This is a genomic window from Streptomyces sp. NPDC012474, assembly GCF_042955185.1.
Taxonomy (GTDB): Bacteria; Actinomycetota; Actinomycetes; order Streptomycetales; family Streptomycetaceae; genus Streptomyces; species Streptomyces cahuitamycinicus.
The window spans coordinates 315125-333004 of the sequence record NZ_JBIBEP010000004.1 but is presented as its reverse complement, the minus strand read 5'-3'; the positions used below and the strand labels follow the sequence as shown (position 1 = coordinate 333004).

19 protein-coding genes and 1 pseudogene are annotated in these 17880 nt (G+C 73.0%); 12 read left to right on the top strand and 8 right to left on the bottom strand.

The genetic code is table 11. The annotated features are described in order from the left end of the window. Window positions 1-228: 228 nt before the first annotated feature. Window positions 229-750 (top strand): cupin domain-containing protein, encoded by a 522-nt coding sequence (locus ACFY9S_RS12190; protein WP_391126233.1) that lies wholly within the window; start codon window positions 229-231, stop codon window positions 748-750. 4 nt (window positions 751-754) lie between these two features. On the opposite strand, the gene ACFY9S_RS12185 is transcribed toward ACFY9S_RS12190, so the two are convergent. Next, on the bottom strand, window positions 755-1891 hold the full coding sequence (locus tag ACFY9S_RS12185; protein ID WP_391126230.1) for an ATP-grasp domain-containing protein: 1137 nt from the start codon (window positions 1889-1891) through the stop codon (window positions 755-757). Between the two features lie 255 nt (window positions 1892-2146). Here ACFY9S_RS12185 and ACFY9S_RS12180 point away from each other — a divergent pair, with 255 nt between their 5' ends. After that, entirely contained in the window at window positions 2147-3007 is an 861-nt protein-coding gene (locus ACFY9S_RS12180; protein ID WP_391126227.1) for a metallophosphoesterase, read from the top strand. Beyond that, the gene (locus ACFY9S_RS12175) at window positions 3004-3663 is read left to right on the top strand and encodes a 4'-phosphopantetheinyl transferase superfamily protein (RefSeq protein WP_391126224.1); all 660 of its coding nucleotides are present in this window, start codon (window positions 3004-3006) and stop codon (window positions 3661-3663) included. Before ACFY9S_RS12180 ends, ACFY9S_RS12175 begins: the two co-directional genes overlap by 4 nt. A gap of 678 nt (window positions 3664-4341) precedes the next feature. On the opposite strand, the gene ACFY9S_RS12170 is transcribed toward ACFY9S_RS12175, so the two are convergent. The 3 genes from ACFY9S_RS12170 to ACFY9S_RS12160 form a co-directional block, all read right to left on the bottom strand. Next, complete coding sequence (locus tag ACFY9S_RS12170; RefSeq protein WP_053674984.1) at window positions 4342-4566, bottom strand: hypothetical protein; 225 nt, start codon at window positions 4564-4566, stop codon at window positions 4342-4344. Between the two features lie 177 nt (window positions 4567-4743). Beyond that, window positions 4744-5274 carry a hypothetical protein gene (locus ACFY9S_RS12165; RefSeq protein ID WP_033307649.1) on the bottom strand — a complete coding sequence of 177 codons (531 nt, stop codon included), beginning with the start codon at window positions 5272-5274 and terminating at the stop codon, window positions 4744-4746. Window positions 5275-5306: 32 nt separating this feature from the next. Next, window positions 5307-5966 carry a helix-turn-helix domain-containing protein gene (locus ACFY9S_RS12160; protein ID WP_391126221.1) on the bottom strand — a complete coding sequence of 220 codons (660 nt, stop codon included), beginning with the start codon at window positions 5964-5966 and terminating at the stop codon, window positions 5307-5309. Window positions 5967-6204: 238 nt separating this feature from the next. Here ACFY9S_RS12160 and ACFY9S_RS12155 point away from each other — a divergent pair, with 238 nt between their 5' ends. The 7 genes and pseudogenes from ACFY9S_RS12155 to ACFY9S_RS12125 all read left to right on the top strand — a co-directional run bounded on the left by ACFY9S_RS12155 (window position 6205) and on the right by ACFY9S_RS12125 (window position 12460). Then, entirely contained in the window at window positions 6205-6864 is a 660-nt protein-coding gene (locus tag ACFY9S_RS12155; RefSeq protein ID WP_391126218.1) for a hypothetical protein, read from the top strand. A gap of 72 nt (window positions 6865-6936) precedes the next feature. Next, window positions 6937-8091, top strand: coding sequence for an FAD-dependent oxidoreductase (locus ACFY9S_RS12150; protein WP_391126215.1), 1155 nt, complete (start codon window positions 6937-6939; stop codon window positions 8089-8091). Next, window positions 8088-8378: pseudogene (locus tag ACFY9S_RS12145) on the top strand ((2Fe-2S)-binding protein); the annotation flags it as partial. The gene ACFY9S_RS12150 and the pseudogene ACFY9S_RS12145, both read left to right, overlap by 4 nt. Before the next feature lie 112 nt (window positions 8379-8490). Continuing rightward, window positions 8491-9855: an FAD-dependent oxidoreductase gene (locus tag ACFY9S_RS12140; protein WP_391126212.1), complete on the top strand. Its 1365-nt coding sequence runs from the start codon at window positions 8491-8493 to the stop codon at window positions 9853-9855. Further along, entirely contained in the window at window positions 9852-10742 is an 891-nt protein-coding gene (locus ACFY9S_RS12135; RefSeq protein ID WP_391126209.1) for a dihydrodipicolinate synthase family protein, read from the top strand. Before ACFY9S_RS12140 ends, ACFY9S_RS12135 begins: the two co-directional genes overlap by 4 nt. A 5-nt stretch (window positions 10743-10747) precedes the next feature. Further along, entirely contained in the window at window positions 10748-11749 is a 1002-nt protein-coding gene (locus ACFY9S_RS12130) for a proline racemase family protein (protein WP_391126206.1), read from the top strand. Between the two features lie 39 nt (window positions 11750-11788). Beyond that, entirely contained in the window at window positions 11789-12460 is a 672-nt protein-coding gene (locus ACFY9S_RS12125) for an FCD domain-containing protein (protein WP_391126203.1), read from the top strand. A 157-nt stretch (window positions 12461-12617) separates the two neighbouring features. On the opposite strand, the gene ACFY9S_RS12120 is transcribed toward ACFY9S_RS12125, so the two are convergent. Genes ACFY9S_RS12120 through ACFY9S_RS12110 form a run of 3 tightly spaced genes read right to left on the bottom strand, consistent with a single transcriptional unit; the run spans window position 12618 to window position 14799 of the window. Then, a complete protein-coding gene (locus tag ACFY9S_RS12120) occupies window positions 12618-13553 on the bottom strand; it encodes a 2Fe-2S iron-sulfur cluster-binding protein (RefSeq protein ID WP_391126200.1) in 936 nt (311 codons plus the stop codon). Next, window positions 13550-13732 (bottom strand): hypothetical protein, encoded by a 183-nt coding sequence (locus tag ACFY9S_RS12115; protein WP_391126197.1) that lies wholly within the window; start codon window positions 13730-13732, stop codon window positions 13550-13552. The genes ACFY9S_RS12120 and ACFY9S_RS12115 overlap by 4 nt, the downstream gene beginning before the upstream one ends. After that, entirely contained in the window at window positions 13729-14799 is a 1071-nt protein-coding gene (locus ACFY9S_RS12110; RefSeq protein ID WP_391126194.1) for a Rieske 2Fe-2S domain-containing protein, read from the bottom strand. The genes ACFY9S_RS12115 and ACFY9S_RS12110 overlap by 4 nt, the downstream gene beginning before the upstream one ends. Window positions 14800-14974: 175 nt before the next feature. Here ACFY9S_RS12110 and ACFY9S_RS12105 point away from each other — a divergent pair, with 175 nt between their 5' ends. Together ACFY9S_RS12105 and ACFY9S_RS12100 are read left to right on the top strand one after the other, a co-directional pair. Next, window positions 14975-15403 carry a peptidoglycan-binding protein gene (locus ACFY9S_RS12105; RefSeq protein WP_391126192.1) on the top strand — a complete coding sequence of 143 codons (429 nt, stop codon included), beginning with the start codon at window positions 14975-14977 and terminating at the stop codon, window positions 15401-15403. A 173-nt stretch (window positions 15404-15576) separates the two neighbouring features. Further along, on the top strand, window positions 15577-16611 hold the full coding sequence (locus tag ACFY9S_RS12100; RefSeq protein WP_391126189.1) for a hypothetical protein: 1035 nt from the start codon (window positions 15577-15579) through the stop codon (window positions 16609-16611). Here the strand turns inward: ACFY9S_RS12100 and ACFY9S_RS12095 are convergent. Beyond that, window positions 16590-17873 (bottom strand): MFS transporter, encoded by a 1284-nt coding sequence (locus ACFY9S_RS12095; RefSeq protein WP_391126186.1) that lies wholly within the window; start codon window positions 17871-17873, stop codon window positions 16590-16592. The genes ACFY9S_RS12100 and ACFY9S_RS12095 overlap by 22 nt on opposite strands. Window positions 17874-17880 lie beyond the last annotated feature (7 nt).

Sequence of the window (17880 nt, the reverse complement as noted above, 5' to 3'; positions counted from 1 at the left end):
GCTTCTGGCACCGTCCCGGGGCGGGGGCCGCATCCGACACCGTCCGGGCGGGGGCCGCATCCGACACCGTCCGGGCGGAGGCCACATCAGGCACCGTCCCGGGCAGGGGGCCCGCGTCTGGCACCGTCCCGGGCAGGGGGCCCGCGTCTGGCACCGTCGAATTGACCCACGATCACGGCACCGGAATGCCCCCTGCCGTGGGTCGCCCGGCTCCCTAGAGTCGATGTCATGACGACGACACAGAACGAAACGGGAAACAGCGGCAGCGGCTTCGCACCGGTCCTCACCCGTGCCGCCGAGGCCGAGACGACGCGCGACCCCAGCAGCGTGATGACGCTGCTCGCCGACTCCGGGAACACCGGCGGGCGGCTCACCAGCTACCGGTCGACGTTCGCGGAAGGCGCGGTCGGCGCCCCCGCCCACCTGCACACCGAGGCGTCCGAGATGTTCTACGTGATCGACGGCGCGCTCCAGGTCCTGGTGGGCGAGGAGATCACCGTGCTGCGAGCCGGCGACTTCCTTCTCGTACCGCCGCACACCCCGCACGCCTTCGCCGCCGCGCCCGGTGCGACGGCCGACGTGCTGTTCGTCTTCACCCCGGGCGCGGGACGCTTCGACTATCTGCGGCTGCTGGGCCGCGTGATGCGCGGCGAGGCCGACCCGCAGGAGATCAAGGACTCCTCCGAACGCTTCGACAACCACTACGTCGACAGCCCCGTCTGGCGCGAGGCGCTCGCGGCCAGGGGCTGAGGCCTCAGAGGGGCAGCGCCTGGGCCGCCGCCCCGACGGAAGAGACCGGTTCGGCCGCCGTGGGCGCGGGTACCGCGGGCAGCGGATCCGTCGCCTCCGGTCGCGGCTGCGGCAGCGACACCGGCCGCAGCGGACGCAATCCCGACACCACGGTGTAGTCCTGGCCAAGGAACGGCGGGACCACCTCGCCCGGGTCCTCGCCGAGCGCCAGCTGCACGGCGGCCCAGGGGGCGTTGATCCCGCACAGGGACAGCTGGTGCAGGCCGCCGGCCGGGCGGGTGTTGACGTCCATGAGGACCGGCCGGTCACCGAACATCCGGAACTGGATGTTGGACAGGTAGTGCAGACCGAAGCCCTCGGCGATCCGCCGGGCCGGGTCCAGCCACTGCTCGTGCAGGGTGAAGCCCCGTCGGCGGCCGTTCTTGGTGCGGCCCACCGCCAGCCGGACCCGGTTGTCCGGACCGGTCAGGCAGTCCACCGACACCTCGGGCTGCTCCAGGCGCGGCATCACCAGCCAGTCGACCGGCTCCTCGGCCTCCCGCAGCGCCTCCAGCACCAGGTCCATCGGCACGTACGGGCTCGGGAACCCGCTCAGATGCGTCAGCGAGAAGGGCGTACGCGTGATCACGCGGAAGCCCACCCCGCCGGCCCCGGACGCCGGTTTGAAGCACGCCTTGTGCCCACCGGCCTCCAATTCCTCCACGGCGGCGACGAGTTCGTCCTCCGAGCGGACCCGGTACCACGGCGGCACCGGAACGCCGATCGCCTGGACCGCCTCGTAGGCGATCACCTTGTCGTGGAAGACGGCCACGGCCTCGGGCGGCGGCGCCAGCACCGCCGTGCCGGCCGCCTCGAACTCGGCGCGGTGCGTCACGATCGCCGACTGGTGCAGACGGGGCACGAACACGTCGATGCCCCGCCGCGCGCACTGGTCCAGCGCGTACTCGACGTACCCGGCGGGGGACAGGTTCTCGGGCTCCAGATCGGCGGTGTCGGCGGCGGCCAGCACCGGCGAGTCGGGGTCGCCGTGGGTGGCGTGGATCTCGACGGCCCGGTCGCTGGGATTTCTCCGCAGCTGATCCATGAAGAACACGTTCTCCGCGTACGTGCGGTTGAGCCAGACGCGTACGCGAGAGACCATGCACGCCGCCTTTCACGGTTCGCGGGCAGGGCTGAGCAGCCCGTGCCCGGGCAGGAAAATGGAGGGACACCAAACCGCCCCTGTGAAAGGGAAGTTTCAGCGGTGGTGTTGGGCCAGATCATACGGCTTCGGCGGGCCTCGTCGTGCAACGCCCCGGTGAAGGATTTCTCCCGCCGCGGCCCCCGGGCCGCTCTTGTCCCGGTCGCGCGGATGTGATCTCTTGGGGGGCGTCCGGGTGCGCGGAGGGGGCGAGAGGTGACGTCGACGGCCGGTGGCGCCGCACAGCTCTTGGCCATCAGCGATCTGCACATCGGCTACCCGGAGAACCGCGCCCTGGTCGAGGGCATGCGGCCCGGGACGGACGACGACTGGCTGCTCGTCGCCGGGGACGTGGCGGAGACCGTGTCGGACATCCGCTGGACCCTGAAGACGCTCGCGGCCCGCTTCCGCAGGGTCGTGTGGGTGCCTGGCAACCACGAGCTGTGGACCCATCCGAGCGACGCCGTCACCCTGCGCGGTGCCGCCCGGTACGAGTACCTGGTCGAGATGTGCCGCGAACTCGGCGTGACGACACCCGAGGACCCCTACCCGGTCTGGGAGGGCCCGGGCGGCCCGGTCGCCGTCGCGCCGCTGTTCCTCCTGTACGACTACTCGTTCCTTCCGGCCGGCTGCACGACCAAGGAGCAGGGCCTGGAGTACGCGCAGGGCACCGGGGTCGTGTGCTCCGACGAGTACCTGCTGCACCCCGACCCGTACCCGAGCCGGGAGGCCTGGTGCCGGGCCCGGGTCGCCGAGACCGAACGCAGACTCGCCGCACTGCCCGACGGCCTGCCGGTGATCCCGGTCAACCACTACCCGCTGCACCGGCATCCGATGGACGTCCTGTGGCACCCCGAGTTCGCCATGTGGTGCGGCACCGACCTGACCGCCGACTGGCACCGCAGGTTCCGCGTCCACACGATGGTCTACGGCCATCTGCACATCCCCCGCACCACCTGGCACGAGGGCGTGCGCTTCGAGGAGGTGTCGGTGGGCTATCCGCGCGAGTGGAGCAAGCGGTCCGGACCGCCGGGGCGGCTGCGGCGCGTCCTGCCGAGGGAGGGCGAGGAGCTGTGATCGAGGAACTGCTGCCGGAGGCCGTGGTCGCCGTGGAGGCCTACGGCCACGAGGACGCGGACACCCCGCTGTTCCCCGAGGAGGCGGCGCTCATGACCCGGGCGGTCGCCAAGCGGCGCGGGGAGTTCGCCGCCGTGCGCTCCTGTGCCCGCCGCGCCATGGAGAAGCTCGGCGTGCCGCCGCAGCCGGTCCTGCCCGGGGAGCGCGGCGCCCCCCGCTGGCCGGCCGGGCTGGCCGGCAGCATGACCCACTGCGACGGCTACTGCGCCGCCGCCCTGGTGCGCGCCTCCGACCTCGCGTCCCTCGGCATCGACGCCGAGACCCACGGCCCGCTGCCCGAGGGCGTCCTGCCGTCCGTGTCCCTGCCGGCCGAGGCGGACCGCCTGCGCAGGCTCGCGGCCGAACGCCCCGACATCCACTGGGACCGGCTGCTGTTCAGCGCCAAGGAGTCCGTCTACAAGGCGTGGTTCCCCCTCACCGGGAAGTGGCTGGACTTCATGGAGGCCGACATCGACCTCACCGCCGGCGGCACCTTCCGCGCGACGTTGCTCGTCCCCGGCCCGCGGGTGGGCGCCCGCCGCGTCGGCCACTTCGACGGCCGCTGGACGGCGGGGCGGGGCCTGATCGCGACGGCGATAGCGGTACCGCACACCTGAGTCCACTCCGCGAGCCCCCTCACGGCACCAGGACGGGAAAACCGGACCCTCAGCCCCGGAAACCCGGGCCCGGCGGGCGGACACAGCCATCCGCCGGACCCGGGGGGGCGTGGGCCCGCCGCCGGAGTGCGGGCTTGGCATCCGGCCCGCATCCGGCTTGCGGCCGGGCCGGCGGTGCATGCCGCGGGCGGGGCAGCTCAGCAGGTCTCCGGGGCCCGGTCCCGGGCCGCGGCCTGGGCTCGCCGCCGGGGTGGATTCGGCTTCGGGTTCGTGGCCGGGCCGCATGCCGGACGCGAGTCTCGCATCCGGCCTGCTGGCGGGCCGCCCGCCGGGCCGGGGGTGCACGCCGCGGTTGGGGCATCTCAGCAGGTCTCCGGGGCCGCGCGAGGGGGTCGCGTACCGACTGGTCCCGGGCCGCGGCCTGGGACCACCGCCGGAGTGTGGATTCGGCGTCGGACCCGCGGCCGAGTCGTCCGCCAGGTGCGGTCCGTATCCGGCCCGCGGCCGGGCCACCCGCGGGGCTTCGGGCCGGCTTCCCGGCCGGGGTGGGGGTACCTCAGCAGGTCTCCGGGTCCCGGTCCCGGGCCGCGGCCCGAGCCCTCCGCCGGAGCGGGTCCCGGTCCCGGCCCGCGGCCCGGGGCATCCGGCAGGCTCCGGAGCCTGCTTCGGCGCGGCAGGTCAGGGACCAGGCTCCGGGCACCAGTTCTCCAGGAGGCGGAAGAACGCCTCCTCGTTGCCGGTCAGTCCGGCGCGCTCCAGGGCCTGCTCCGCCTCGGCGAGCACTGCCGGCGGGACGAGCGGCGGGCCCCCCTCCACGTCGAAGGCGGCCCGGACGGTGTGCAGCAGCCGCAGATAGGCTTGGACGGCGGTGCGTTCACGATCGGTCAGAACGGCGGTGGGCATCGGTCGGCTCTCCCCGTGTCGGCGTCGTCGGTCCCGCGCCCTCGCGGCGCGTACGCCCCGCACAGCGGTGGCGCCCCTCCAGCTTGCTGCCCACCACTGACAATCCGGCCCCACAGCCCTCCGGTTCGCCCGCTCGGCGGAGGCGCACCGCGCTCCGTCGCCGCGCTGGGCGGCCCGTCAGCCCTGCGGTCCGCGATACCCCAGTGACGCCTCGATCCGCCCCGCCAGGTGATCCCGCTGCACCGGGCCGCGCGACGACGAACCGGCGAGCCAGGCCCGGCACTTGCTGGCGAGCAGCAGGCCGAAGCTCTCGGCCTCCTTCTCGTCGTCGAGGTCGAAGCGGGTGCGGGCGGCGACCTTCAGCACGGTCGCCTGGAGATCGGCACCGTCATCGAGCAACCGGGCCGCGACGGCGGCGCCCTCGACATGGTGGGAGCAGTGCCCGGCCTTCATGTGCCACAGCTCGTGGCCCAGGATCACCAACTGGTGATCGGGAGCGGTGCGTTCCTCGATCACGACCAGGTCCTGCTCCGCCATGTCCAGCCAGAGTCCGCTGGCGGTCCCGGGCGGGAACGCGGCCGTTCGGAAGCGGACTGGGCGGCCGCGGCGTCTGCTCATTCCGTCGCACAGGGCGGCGTACAGCTCCTCGGGCCGAGCCGGCGCGGGGAGGGTCAGCTCCGCGACCAGCTCGCCGCACAGACGGCGCATTTCCTTACCGATGCCCACAGTTCTCCCCACGGTCACGACTCGGGCCGCTTGACGCTCTCCAGGAGCATGTCCAGCCACTCCGCGACCTTGTCGCGGTGCTGGTCGGTGGGCAGTTGCGCGGCCCGCCAGGCGATGCCGCGCACGCCGTGGTCCTGCAGCAGCCGCTCCAGCGGGTCGTCCGCCGCAGCGGTCGCCTCCCGCTCGCGGTCGGCGAGCTTCTGCAGCAGTTCCTGCTCGGTGTTCTGGAGGGCGCTCACCAGCGCCTCGGGGTCCTCGGCCGTCAGGAAGCCGGCGTGCACCCGGAAGAACCGCTGGAGGGCGTCGCAGTGCTCCATGGTCGGCCGCCGGTCGCCGTTGATGAGGGCGCCGGCCTGCTGGCGGGACATGCCCGCGCCGTCGGCGATCTCCTGCTGGGTGTACTTGCGGCCGTTGGGCTTGAGCCTGGTCCGGCGCAGCAGGTCCAGGCGCTGCAGGAACCGGGCCTGAACGTCGGGCTCACCCGCCGGCCGGCCACAGAGCAGGGCCTTGACCACGGGGTCCGGAACCCCGGAGGCGACGGACAGCCGGCCGATGTCGAAGACCTCGGCGTGCGGCACGCCGAGCCGGTCGGCGAGCGCGCCGACACGGGAGACGACGGCCGGTAGCACGGCCGTCGGCGTGGCGCCCGGACCCTCGACGAAGCCACCCGTCACCGACAGATCTCCTACGTATCTCACAGGCTTCTCACAAGTGGATGCCGTGACCTACCCCGGCGTGAACTTCCCGGAGCGTAGCCGGTGGTTCGAACTCACATCCAGGTCTCGCCACAACTGTGGCCAATTTCAGCCGTCAACAGACATGGAATGCCACGATAGTTGACACGCCTCAGCCCGGGGCAGCAGGATCGGGGCGCCGCGTCAGGGCCGCACAGGCAAGAGGGGTGACCTCCCGATGGCATATCAGGCAGGAGGGCGGCGGCCGGCACCGCGGCCCGCCCCCGAGACTCCCGAGGCCCAGGCCTACCTGGAGGACTACGCCGGGCTCCTGGAGGGTGTCTCCTTCCCCTCGCTCGTCGTCGACCACTGCTGGGACGTGGTGCGGACCAACAACGCCTTCCGGTCACTTTTCCGCGAGGTGGGCCCGCACCCCACGGCCATGCCGGGCGACAACTTCCTCCGGTTCGTGCTCTTCCACCCCGACGCCCCCGCGGTGCTCGGCGACCACGAGGCGAGCTGGTGCCTGCCGATGCTCGCGCACTTCGCACGGACCGTGGAGATCCACGGCCCGGACCACGGCCTGCAGGGCATCCGCCGGGACATCGCCCAGGACCCGATCATGGAGGCCGCCTACCGGCACGGCCTGCCGCACTGGATCCGCGCGGTCGGCGAGGACGCCGTCGAGCAGGACGGTGCCGTACGGCCGTTGCTCCACCCGGACCCGCGCCGGGGCCCCACCGAGTGCCGGATCGTCGTCGAGACGTCCAGGACGCTGGAGGAACTGGGCTGCGCCCGGGTCACGTTCGTCCTGCGCGAGACGCGCCGCTCCGCGACCGGCGAGCGCCGCACCCGCCGCACCGCCGCCCACCTGAGAGTCGTCCCCGTGGCCGACTGACCGCTCCCGCGCGGTCGGCCGCCCGTTCCCCGCACCCTTCTCAGCCTCTGTGGTGTGTGACATAGTACTGCCGTGAGCAAGTCGCTGACCTGCGATGTCGTGGTGGTGGGAGCCGGTGTGGTCGGCGCCGCCACCGCCCTGTACGCGACCCGCGCGGGCCTGGACGCCGTCGTGGTGGACCGGGGGCCGGTGGCCGGCGGCACGACCGGAGCGGGGGAGGGGAACCTCCTCGTCTCCGACAAGGAACCCGGACCCGAGCTCGAACTGGCCCTGCTGTCCGCCCGGCTGTGGGCCGCCCTGGCCCGGGAGGGGCTGGGCGAGGCCGTGGAGTACGAGGCCAAGGGCGGTGTCGTCGTCGCCGGCTCGGACCGGGCCCTGGCCGCGCTGGAGAAGCTCGCCGCCGAGCAGCGCGCCGCCGGCGTCGAGGCGGTCCCGGTGCCGCCAGGCCGGCTCACCGAACTGGAGCCGTACCTGGCCCCCGGCCTCGCGGGCGGCGTGCACTACCCGCAGGACGCCCAGGTGATGCCCGCCCTCGCGGCGGCGCACCTGCTGCGCGCCTCGAAGGCCCGGGTGCTCACCGGCCGGGAGGTGACCGGGATCCTGCGCGGCCCTGGCGGCGCGGTGCGTGGCGTGCGTACCGACCGGGATGACCTCCACGCCCCCGCGGTCGTCAACGCGGCCGGCACCTGGGGCGGCGAGGTGGCGGCCCGCGCCGGAGTGTCCCTGCCGGTGCTGCCCCGGAGGGGTTTCGTACTGGTCACCGAGCCGCTGCCGCCGCGCATCCGGCACAAGGTGTACGCCGCCGACTACGTGGCCGACGTCGCGAGCGACTCGGCGGCGCTGCAGACCTCCCCGGTGGTGGAGGGCACCCCGGCCGGGCCGGTCCTCATCGGCGCCAGCCGTGAACGGGTCGGCTTCGACCGGTCGCTCTCGCTCCCGGCACTGCGCGCCCTGGCGGCCGGGGCGACCGCGCTCTTCCCGTTCCTCGCCGGCGTCCGGGCGATGCGGACGTACGCCGGCTTCCGGCCGTATCTGCCGGACCACCTGCCCGCGATCGGCCCCGATCCTAGGGCGCCCGGGCTCTTCCACGCCTGCGGGCACGAGGGCGCGGGCATCGGGCTCGCCACCGGCACCGGGCATCTGATCGCCCAGGCGCTGACGGGGCGCCCGCCCGATCTGGACCTGGGCCCGTTCCGGCCCGACCGCTTCACCGAGGAGGCCGGGTGAACCCGCTGGAGCTGGCCGGGGCCCGCCCCGGCCCCGCCTTCACGGTCACGTTCGACGGGCGGCCGGTCGAGGCGCTGCCCGGGCAGACGGTCGCCGCCGTGCTGGGGGCGGCAGGGGTGACGTCGTGGCGTTCCACCCGGGTCGAGGGCCGTCCGCGCGGGGTGTTCTGCGGGATCGGCGTCTGCTTCGACTGCCTGGTGACCGTCAACGGCCGCCCCAACCAACGGGCCTGTCTGGTGCCGGTGCGGCCGGGCGACGAGATCGGCTCACAGGACGGCACGGGTCACGGGGAGACCGGCACGGGGGACGGGGCGGGCCACGGAGGGGCCGGGACGGGGGACGGGGCGGGCCACGGGGAGACCGGCGCAGGGGACCGGACGGGTCATGAGGAGGCGCGCCATGCGGACTGACCTCGCCGTGATCGGTGCCGGACCGGCCGGACTCGCCGCCGCCCTGGCGGCTTGCGCGCGCGGCGTACGGGTCACGCTCGTCGACGCCGCGCCGCGGACCGGCGGGCAGTTCTACCGGCAGCCCGCCGCGGAACTCGGCGCCAGGAGGCCCGAGGCGCTGCACCACGGGTGGCGGACCTGGGAGCGGCTGCGGGACGGACTCGCCGCCAGTGCCGTGCGCGTCCTGACGGACCACCATGTGTGGTGCGTGGAGCGCACGCCGGACGGCTTCACCCTGCACGCCCTGCTCGGGCCGGAACAGGAGGAGCCCGTCGAGGTGCGCGCCCGCACCGTGCTCCTGGCCACCGGCGGCTACGAGCAGGTGCTGCCCTTCCCCGGCTGGACCCTGCCGGGCGTCATCACGGCCGGGGGAGCCCAGGCCATGCTCAAGGGCGCGCTCGTGGTGCCGGGGCGCCGAGCCGTGGTGGCCGGGACCGGGCCGCTGCTGCTGCCCGTGGCGACCGGGCTCGCGGCAGCCGGTGTCGAGGTCGCCGCACTCGTCGAGTCCGCCGATCCCAGGCGCCTCGCCCGGCATGCCCCCGCCCTGGCGCGCAAGCTCCCCGAGGGCGCCGGATACGTCGCCGGGCTGCTGCGCCACCGCGTCCCGGTCCTCGCCCGGTACACCGTCGTCCGCGCCCACGGCGACGACCGGCTGACCGGCGTCACCGTGGCCGCACTCGACGCCGACGGGCACGTCCGGCCCGGCACCGGACGGCACCTGCCCTGCGACACCCTCGCCGCCGGCCACGGCATGCTCCCGCACACCGACCTCGCCGAGGGCCTCGGCTGCCGCCTCGACGGGCTCGCCGTGGCCGTCGACACCGAACAGCGCACGGACGTGCCCGGCGTGTGGGCGGCCGGCGAGGCCACCGGCATCGGTGGCGCGGCCCTCGCCCTCGCCGAGGGGCACATCGCCGGCTGCTCGGCCGCCGCCCACCTGCACGGCGCCGCCCCCGGCCCGGCCCTCGCCGCCCTCAAGGCCCGTACGGCGCTCCAACGATCCGCAGCCGCCCTCGACTCCGCCTACGCGCCGCCCGCGCACTGGCCCGAGCAGATCACCGACGACACCGTGGTCTGCCGCTGCGAGGAGGTCACCGCCGGAGCCGTGCGCGAGGCCCTGGACCTCGGGGCGGTCGACGAACGCACCGTGAAGCTGCTCACCCGGGCCGGGATGGGCTGGTGCCAGGGCCGGATGTGCGGCACCGCGATCGCCGGTCTCGCCGGCTGCGCACCCACCCCGGCCAAGCGCCCGTTCGCCCGTCCCGTGCCGCTCGGCGTCCTCGCACGGCAACACCCCCAGGAGGGACCGTCATGACCGAACACCGCCCCTGGCGCGGCGTCCTCGTCGCCACCGCGCTGCCGCTGTACGACGACCTGTCGGTGAACCACGACCGGTACGCCGAGCACTGCGCCTGGCTCGTGGAGAACGGCTGCGACGGCGTCGTGCCGAACGGCTCCCTCGGCGAGTACCAGGTGCTCACACCCGAGGAGCGGGCCCGGGTCGTCGAGACGGCCGTCGCCGCCATCGGCGGGGAGCGCGTGATGCCCGGCGTCGCCGCCTACGGGTCCGCCGAGGCCCGCCGCTGGGCCGAGCAGGCCGGTGAGGCCGGCTGCCGCGCGGTGATGCTGCTGCCGCCCAACGCCTACCGCGCCGACGAGCGCTCCGTCCTCGCCCACTACGCCGAGGTCGCCCGGTCGGGCCTGCCGGTCGTCGCGTACAACAACCCGATCGACACCAAGGTGGACCTCGTGCCCGAGCTGCTCGCCCGGCTGCACGGCGAGGGGTACATCCGCGGCGTGAAGGAGTTCTCGGGCGATGTCCGCCGGGCCTACCGGATCGCCGAACTCGCCCCTGAACTGGATCTGCTGATCGGCGCGGACGACGTCCTGCTGGAGCTGGCCGTCGCGGGCGCCAAGGGCTGGGTGGCGGGTTACCCGAACGCGCTGCCCCGCGCCTGCACCGAGCTGTACCGGGCGGCCGTCGGCGGCGACCTCGGCAGCGCGCTGCCCCTGTACCGGCAGCTGCATCCGCTGCTGCGCTGGGACTCACAGGTGGAGTTCGTCCAGGCCATCAAGCTGTCCATGGACATCGTCGGCCGCCACGGCGGGCCGTGCCGCCCGCCCCGCGCCGCGCTGCTGCCCGGGCAGGAAGCGACGGTCCGCGCCGCCACGGAGAAGGCCGTCGCGGCCGGACTGAGCTGAGGACCATGCGCAGCAAACTCGCCCTGCACGCCGTCGACTCGCACACCGAGGGCATGCCGACCCGTGTGATCACCGGCGGCATCGGCACCGTCCCCGGCGCCACGATGAACGAACGGCGGCTGTGGTTCCGCGAACACCGCGACGACATCAAGCAGTTGCTGATGAACGAGCCGCGCGGCCACTCCGCGATGAGCGGCGCGATCCTCCAGCCGCCGACCCGGCCCGACTGCGACTGGGGCGTCCTCTACATCGAGGTCTCCGGCTATCTGCCGATGTGCGGGCACGGCACCATCGGCGTGGCGACCGTCCTCGTCGAGACCGGCATGGTCGAGGTCGTCGAGCCGGTCACCACCATCCGGCTCGACACCCCGGCGGGCCCGGTCGTCGCCGAGGTGGCCGTCGAGGACGGGGCCGCCAAGGCGGTCACCCTGCGGAACGTGCCTTCGTTCGCCGTCGGCCTCGACCGCGAGGCCACCCTCGCCGACGGCCGGACGGTGACGTACGACCTGGCCTTCGGTGGCAACTTCTACGCCATCCTGCCGCTGGAGCGGTTCGGCCTGCCCTTCGACCGGTCCCGCAAGGACGAGATCCTCGCGGCCGGCCTGTCCCTCATGGCCGCCGTCAACGCCGAGGACCCGCCCGTCCACCCGGAGGACCCCTTCATCCACGGCCTCCACCACGTCTACCTGGCCGCCCCCGGCTCGACCGCCCGCCACTCCCGGCACACCATGGCCATCCACCCCGGCTGGTTCGACCGCTCGCCCTGCGGCACCGGCACCAGCGCCCGCATGGCACAGCTGCACGCGCGGGGCGAACTCCCGCTGCACACCGAGTTCCTGAACGAATCCTTCATCGGAACCCGCTTCACCGGCAGACTGCTCGGCACGACCGAGGTGGCCGGCCACCCGGCCGTGCTGCCCAGCTTCACCGGCCGCGCCTGGATCACCGGCACCGCCCAGTACCTGCTGGACCCGGAGGACCCGTTCCCGGCGGGATTCGTCCTGTAGACACCCCCGTAAGGGCACGAGAGAGGAACCCCTACCGTCATGGCCGCGCAGCACACCCCCGCCCTGCCCGTGCTCGGCAGCAGGAAGCCCAGCCACCGGGAACGGGTCGCGGACGCGCTGCGGGCCGCCCTGATCGCCGGTGAACTACGGCCCGGCGAGGTCTACTCGGCCCCCGGCCTCGCCACCCGCTTCGGCGTCTCCGCCACGCCCGTGCGCGAGGCCATGCTCGACCTGGCCAAGGAGGGACTGGTCGACACCGTGCCCAACAAGGGCTTCCGGGTCACCGCCGTCTCCGAGCGGCAGCTCGACGAGTACACCCACATCCGGGCACTGATCGAGATCCCCACCACGGCGAAGCTGGCCCGCACGGCCGACCCGGTGGCCCTGGAGGCGCTCCGCCCGGTCGCCCGGGAGATCGTCGCCTCCGCCGCGGACGGCGACCTCATCGCCTACGTCGAGGCCGACCTGCGCTTCCACCTCGGCCTGCTGGCCCTCGCCGGCAACGCCCACCTCGTCGACGTCGTACGCGACCTCAGACGCCGCTCCCGGCTCTACGGCCTGACGGCCCTGGTGGAGCAGGGGCGGCTGGAGGCGTCGGCCGAGGAGCACCTGGAGATCCTGGACGCGCTGCTCGCCCGTGACGAGGAGGCCGTACGGGCCGTGATGACCCGGCACCTGGGGCACGTGCGGGGCCTGTGGGCCGCACCCTGAACAGCCGGACCCCACCGGTTCGACGGCCGCGCTTCACCGCCCGGACCCGCGGCGAGGACACCGGCCCGGACGGTGGTGGTCCGCCGGCGGCAGCGCGGGGCGGGCGGCAGGGCCCGCCGTGGCGGCCGACGGTGTCCGCCGGCCGTTTCTCTCCGGGTCACAGGTCCAGCACGAGCCGCCCGCCGCGGCAGCGGGACACACAGATGAGCATCGTCTCGCCCGCCGCGCGCTCGTCGTCGCTCAGCACCGAGTCGCGGTGGTCCGGCTCGCCGTCCAGGACGTCGGTCTCGCACGTGCCGCAGGTGCCCTCGGTGCAGGAGTACAGGACCTCGACCCCGGCGGCGCGCACGGCGTCGAGCACGGACACGTCCGGCGCGACGGTGAGTGTCCTGCCGCTGCGCGCCAGCTCCACCTCGAACTCCGTGTCGCCACCGGTCTGCTGCTCCTTCGGCCGGAACCGCTCGACGCGCAGGGCCCCGGACGGGCAGCGGGCCTCGACGGCGTCCAGCAGCGGCCCCGGTCCGCAGCAGTAGACGAGCGTGCCCTCGGGCACGTCGTCCAGCACCGAGGTCAGGTCCAGGAGGCCCGTCTCGTCCTCCGGCGCGAACGTCACACGGTCCCCGTAGCGGCCGAGTTCACCGCCGAACGCCATGGACGTGCGGGTCCGCCCGCCGTACAGCAGCGTCCACTCGGCGCCCGCCGCCTCCGCCGCCGCCAGCATCGGCAGGAGCGGCGTGATGCCGATGCCGCCGGCGACGAAGCGGTAGCGAGGGGCGGGTTCCAGACGGAAGTTGTTCCGGGGCCCGCGCACCCGCACCTTGGCGCCCTCGCCCAGCTGCTCGTGCACATGGGCGGAGCCGCCTCGCCCGGCGGGCTCGCGCAGCACCGCGACCCGCCAGGCCGACCGGTCCGCCGGATCACCGCACAGCGAGTACTGCCGCTCCAGGCCGGGCCCGAGCAGCACGTCGACGTGAGCGCCCGGCTGCCAGGCCGGGAGCGGCTCGCCCAGCGGATGGCGCAAGGTCAGGGCGAGCACTCCCTCGGCGGCGAACTCCCGGCGCTGAACGACCAGTTCGTCCTCGTACTCGGTCATGAGCCGGTCCCTCGCGGTTCGCCGTCGCTCACATGCCCCTGTGGGTGGGCGAGCATCCACTCCCACATCTCGACCGGGTCCTGCGCGGTGTGCTCACGGCCGCAGTGGCACGTGCCGTGCAGCACGTCGGTGCCGGGCACCCAGTCGATGCGGTAGATCTCTCCGGTCGGAGCCGTCACCGGACCTCCTCCACGGGCTTCTCGCCCTGCTCGACCAGCCGGGCGAGGATGCGGCGGGCGGCCAGGCCACCGGTGTCGATGTTGATGCTCAGCTCCTGGTAACCGGTCCGCTCGGTGCCGAGCGTCTCCTGCAGCAGGTTGAGCGCGGTGACGTCCTGCATCACGACCGTGTGGTTGTTGCCCCGAAGGAACTCGGTGACCTCGGCGTCGTCCGTGGCCCAGTCGCGCGAGACGGCCCAGAAGTCGTACACCTTGCCGTCGCCCGACGGCGTGATCGCGTACGTGATCTCGGTGTGGAAGCCGTTCGGGTCGCTGCCGTCCGCCTCGGGAAGCACCCCGGCCGGGGCGATACGGCTGTGCAGCAGGTACAAGCAGGGTGCGTGGTACTCGATGTCCTGCCAGCGGGTGATCCGGCCCGCGATGCCGGTGGACTTCGCATAGAACGGCGGGCACTCGGCGTCGTCCATGTGCCGGCTCACCCGGACGATCCCGGCGCCCTCGTCGACCTCGGTGGTGATCGGCGTCTCGGCGACCTCGGGGGTGCCGATGTAACCGCCGTGCAGATACGTCTCGTGGGACAGGTCCAGGAGGTTGTCGACGAGCAGGCCGTAGTCGCAGTCGATGGGCTCCATGCCGCGCACGGTGACCCAGCCGGGGGAGTCCAGGTGCCGGGCCCGGGGGATGGTCTGCGGGTCGGCGAGCGCCGGGTCGCCGACCCACACCCAGATCAGCGAGTCCTGCTCGACGACCGGGTAGGAGGCGACCCGGGCGGTGCGCGGCACCCGCTTCTGCCCCGGCACGTACACGCACGTGCCGGTCGTGTCGTACGTGAAGCCGTGGTAACCGCACACGATCCGGTCCCCGTCCAGACGCGTCGGCGCCTGGGACAGCGGGTACCGGCGGTGCACACAGCGGTCGTGCAGGACGACCGGCGTGCCGTCCTCCTCCGTCCGGTAGAGCACGAGCGTCTCACCGAGGATCGTCCGGCCGAGCAACTCCCGCCCGACCTCGTGACTGTAGGCGGCGACGTACCACTGGTTCCTGGCGAAGGCGGTCATGTGGGGCATGGGCGCTGGCTCCCGTCTCTGGGTCGTGGCGACATCGTCGGGACGGACCGCGCGGGGGCGCAATACGTCTTCCGTGTCACGGAAGGGGGCCCGGCCCCGCGTCGCCGTCCGGTCGGTGAAATCGAAACGGAATTCTCGACTTCGCTATCGCGGGCGAAGCATTTATCGTGGACATATGGAAAGAACAACGGAGTTCTATGTGGTGAAGCCCGGTGACAACCTCACCAAGATCGCGTCCATGTTTCATGTGACGCTCGACCAGATTCTGGAGTGGAATCCTCAGATCGAGAATCGGGACGTCATCTTCCCCGGCCAGAAGATTCGCGTGTCCGCACCGGAAATGCACGGCGAGTACGAGCCGTTCCCGGGTGCCGACTTCTTCCAGTCGTCCGTGACCAGTCCGGTCATCGAGGCCATGGGGTACCGCCTCATCGAGGAGGGCTGCTCGGCGTACGCCGGCGGGCCCGACTCGCAGTGGAGCGAGGCGGACCGGAAGTCGTACTCGAAGTGGCAGCACAAACTCGGCCTCTCGGGCCACGACGCTGATGGCACGCCGGGCCGCAGGTCATGGGAGAGGCTGCACGTACCCGCCGTGTACGAGTGACCGAGACCCGGACCGCCCGTACGCGCCGCCGAATCACCAGGGGCCCGCGTCCCGGCCCGCCCCGGACCGCGTGGCGCGCACGGGCCAGAGCCCGTATCGCCTATCTCGAAGCGGAGCTGGAACACGAGAGCGGCAGACTTCCGCCGGGCGACCGAACAGCGCTCATCGACGGAATGCGAAGTCATCTGGAAAAGGCCTACGCGGCCGCGGACGAGTATTTCGGATGGCGGAAGCTGTGGTCGGGGTCCGCAGCCCGTGAGGGCGTGTGCTCGAATATCCGCAATGCCGAGGTATTGCTGATTCAACTGGTTTCCGACGACGAAGCCGCAGGCCGCGTCAGTGAGGTCATGGCGCTGGTCAAGGACCATCTGGACGCGGACGACCCACGGCGCGTCCGGCTCGCCCAGCGATTGCGTCCCATCATCTCCGGCGACGTCACCGCGAGCGACCGGGATCTCATGGGCCGGGCGCTCGACGCCGCGTACTGCAGCCTGGACGACGAACTGGCCCGGGTGCGCAGCCTGCGCAACATCCTCTGGGCCGCGACGGTCCTCGTGATGATCGGTGTGGTGAACCTGGCCCTGTACGGATGGTTCTCGCCCAGTTCGCTGAGCCTGTGCTTCTCACCCCAGGGCGGCTCCGGAGACACGGTCACCGTCGTGTGCCCCACCGCCGAGTATCACAACCAGCAGGCCGACACCGACCCGAGCAGTCTGGCCCGGGCGACGGACATCCTGACCGTGGAGATCGCCGGACTCGCCGGTGCCGCCCTCACCGTCATCGCGTCGCTGCGCCGCATCCGGGGCACCGACTCCCCCTACATGCTGCCTCTGGCGTCGGCGGTGCTCAAGCTGCCCACCGGCGCCCTGTCGGCCTTCCTCGGGCTGCTGCTGATCCGGGGCGCCTTCGTCCCCGGACTCAGCGACCTCGACAGCAGGGCGCAGGTCCTCGCCTGGGCCGCGGCCTTCGGCGCAGCACAGCACCTGGTGACGCGTCTCGTCGACGACCGCGCCCAGATGACGCTGTCGGAGGTCGGCCGGACCACCGACGCCGTGATCAACCCCGAGAGAGTAGCCGTCAGGGAAGGACCGCCGGCGTCCGCCGGGTCGCCCAACGGTGCGGGACCGCACGACGAGCCGCACGGGAGCGACGGGGACGGCGAACCGGTCCCCGACGGCGGACCTCCTCACCGCCGCAGCGGCGCGTGAGCCGTCTCCGGCAACCGCAGGTACACCACCGACGACACCAGGCAGATCACCGCGACGTACCAGGGGAACAATCCCGCGTGCCCCTGCTCCTTGAACAGCGTGCCGACGTAGGGAGCCGTGCCGCCGAAGAGGGCGACCGTCAGCGAGTAGGGGAAACCGATACCGGCCGCGCGCACCCGGGGCGGGAAGATCTCCGCGTTCACGGCCGCGCTGATCGAGGTGAACCCGGTCAGCAGCACCATGCCCGCGCACTGCACGAGCAGCAGCACGGCGAACGAGTCGCGCAGGATGTGCAGCAGGGGCACCGCGAGGAGCGCGAAGCCCAGGCCGAAGAAGAGCAGCAGGGGGCGGCGGCCGAAGCGGTCCGAGAGAAGTCCGCCGACGGGTTGCAGCAGGGCGAAGAAGGCCAGTGAGATCGTGCCCGCGAGCAGTGCGTCCGACTTCTCGATGCCGGCGTTGAGTTCGGCGTACGTCGGCAGGTACGACGTCCACGTGTAGTACGCGATCGTGCCGCCCGCCGTGATGCCGCCGATGAGGAGCGACTCGCGCGGGTGCCGGCGCAGCGCCTCGAACAGGCCCGGGCGCGGGGCCTGCCGCTGCTCGGCGCTGCGGGTCTCCTGCGCGCCCTGCCGGATCCAGAAGCCGACCAGGCTCAGCACGGCCCCGAGCACGAACGGCACCCGCCAGCCCCAGCCGTTCATCTGCCCGTCGTCCAGTGTGCCCACCAGCAGGGCAGCGATGCCGGATGCGACCAGCTGCCCCACCGTCGTCGACACGTACTGGAAGCTGGAGAACAGCCCGCGCCGGCCGGGCCCCGCCGACTCGACGAGGAACGTCGTCGAGGCCGCGAACTCGCCGCCCACGGACAGGCCTTGCAGCAGCCGCGCGAGGACGAGGACCACCGGCGCCAGCACGCCCACCGTCGCGTAGGTCGGGGTCAGCCCGACCAGCAGGCTGCTGCCGCCCATCAGCAGGATGGTGACCGTCAGCGCGGTGCGCCGCCCGTGCCGGTCCGCGACCGCGCCCATCAGCAGCCCGCCCACCGGCCGCATGAAGAAGCCGACCGCGAACACCGCGAACGTGGACAGCAGCGGCACCAGAGAGTTGTCCGTGCTCTCCGGGAAGACCTGGCCGGCGATGTAGGTGGCCAGAAACGTGTAGGCGTACCAGTCGTACCACTCCACCGCGTTGCCCACCGAGGCGGCGAGGAGCTGTCGGACGGGCCGTTGCGTCGGCGGGGAGGCCGTCTTCGTCTCTGTCACGCCCCTC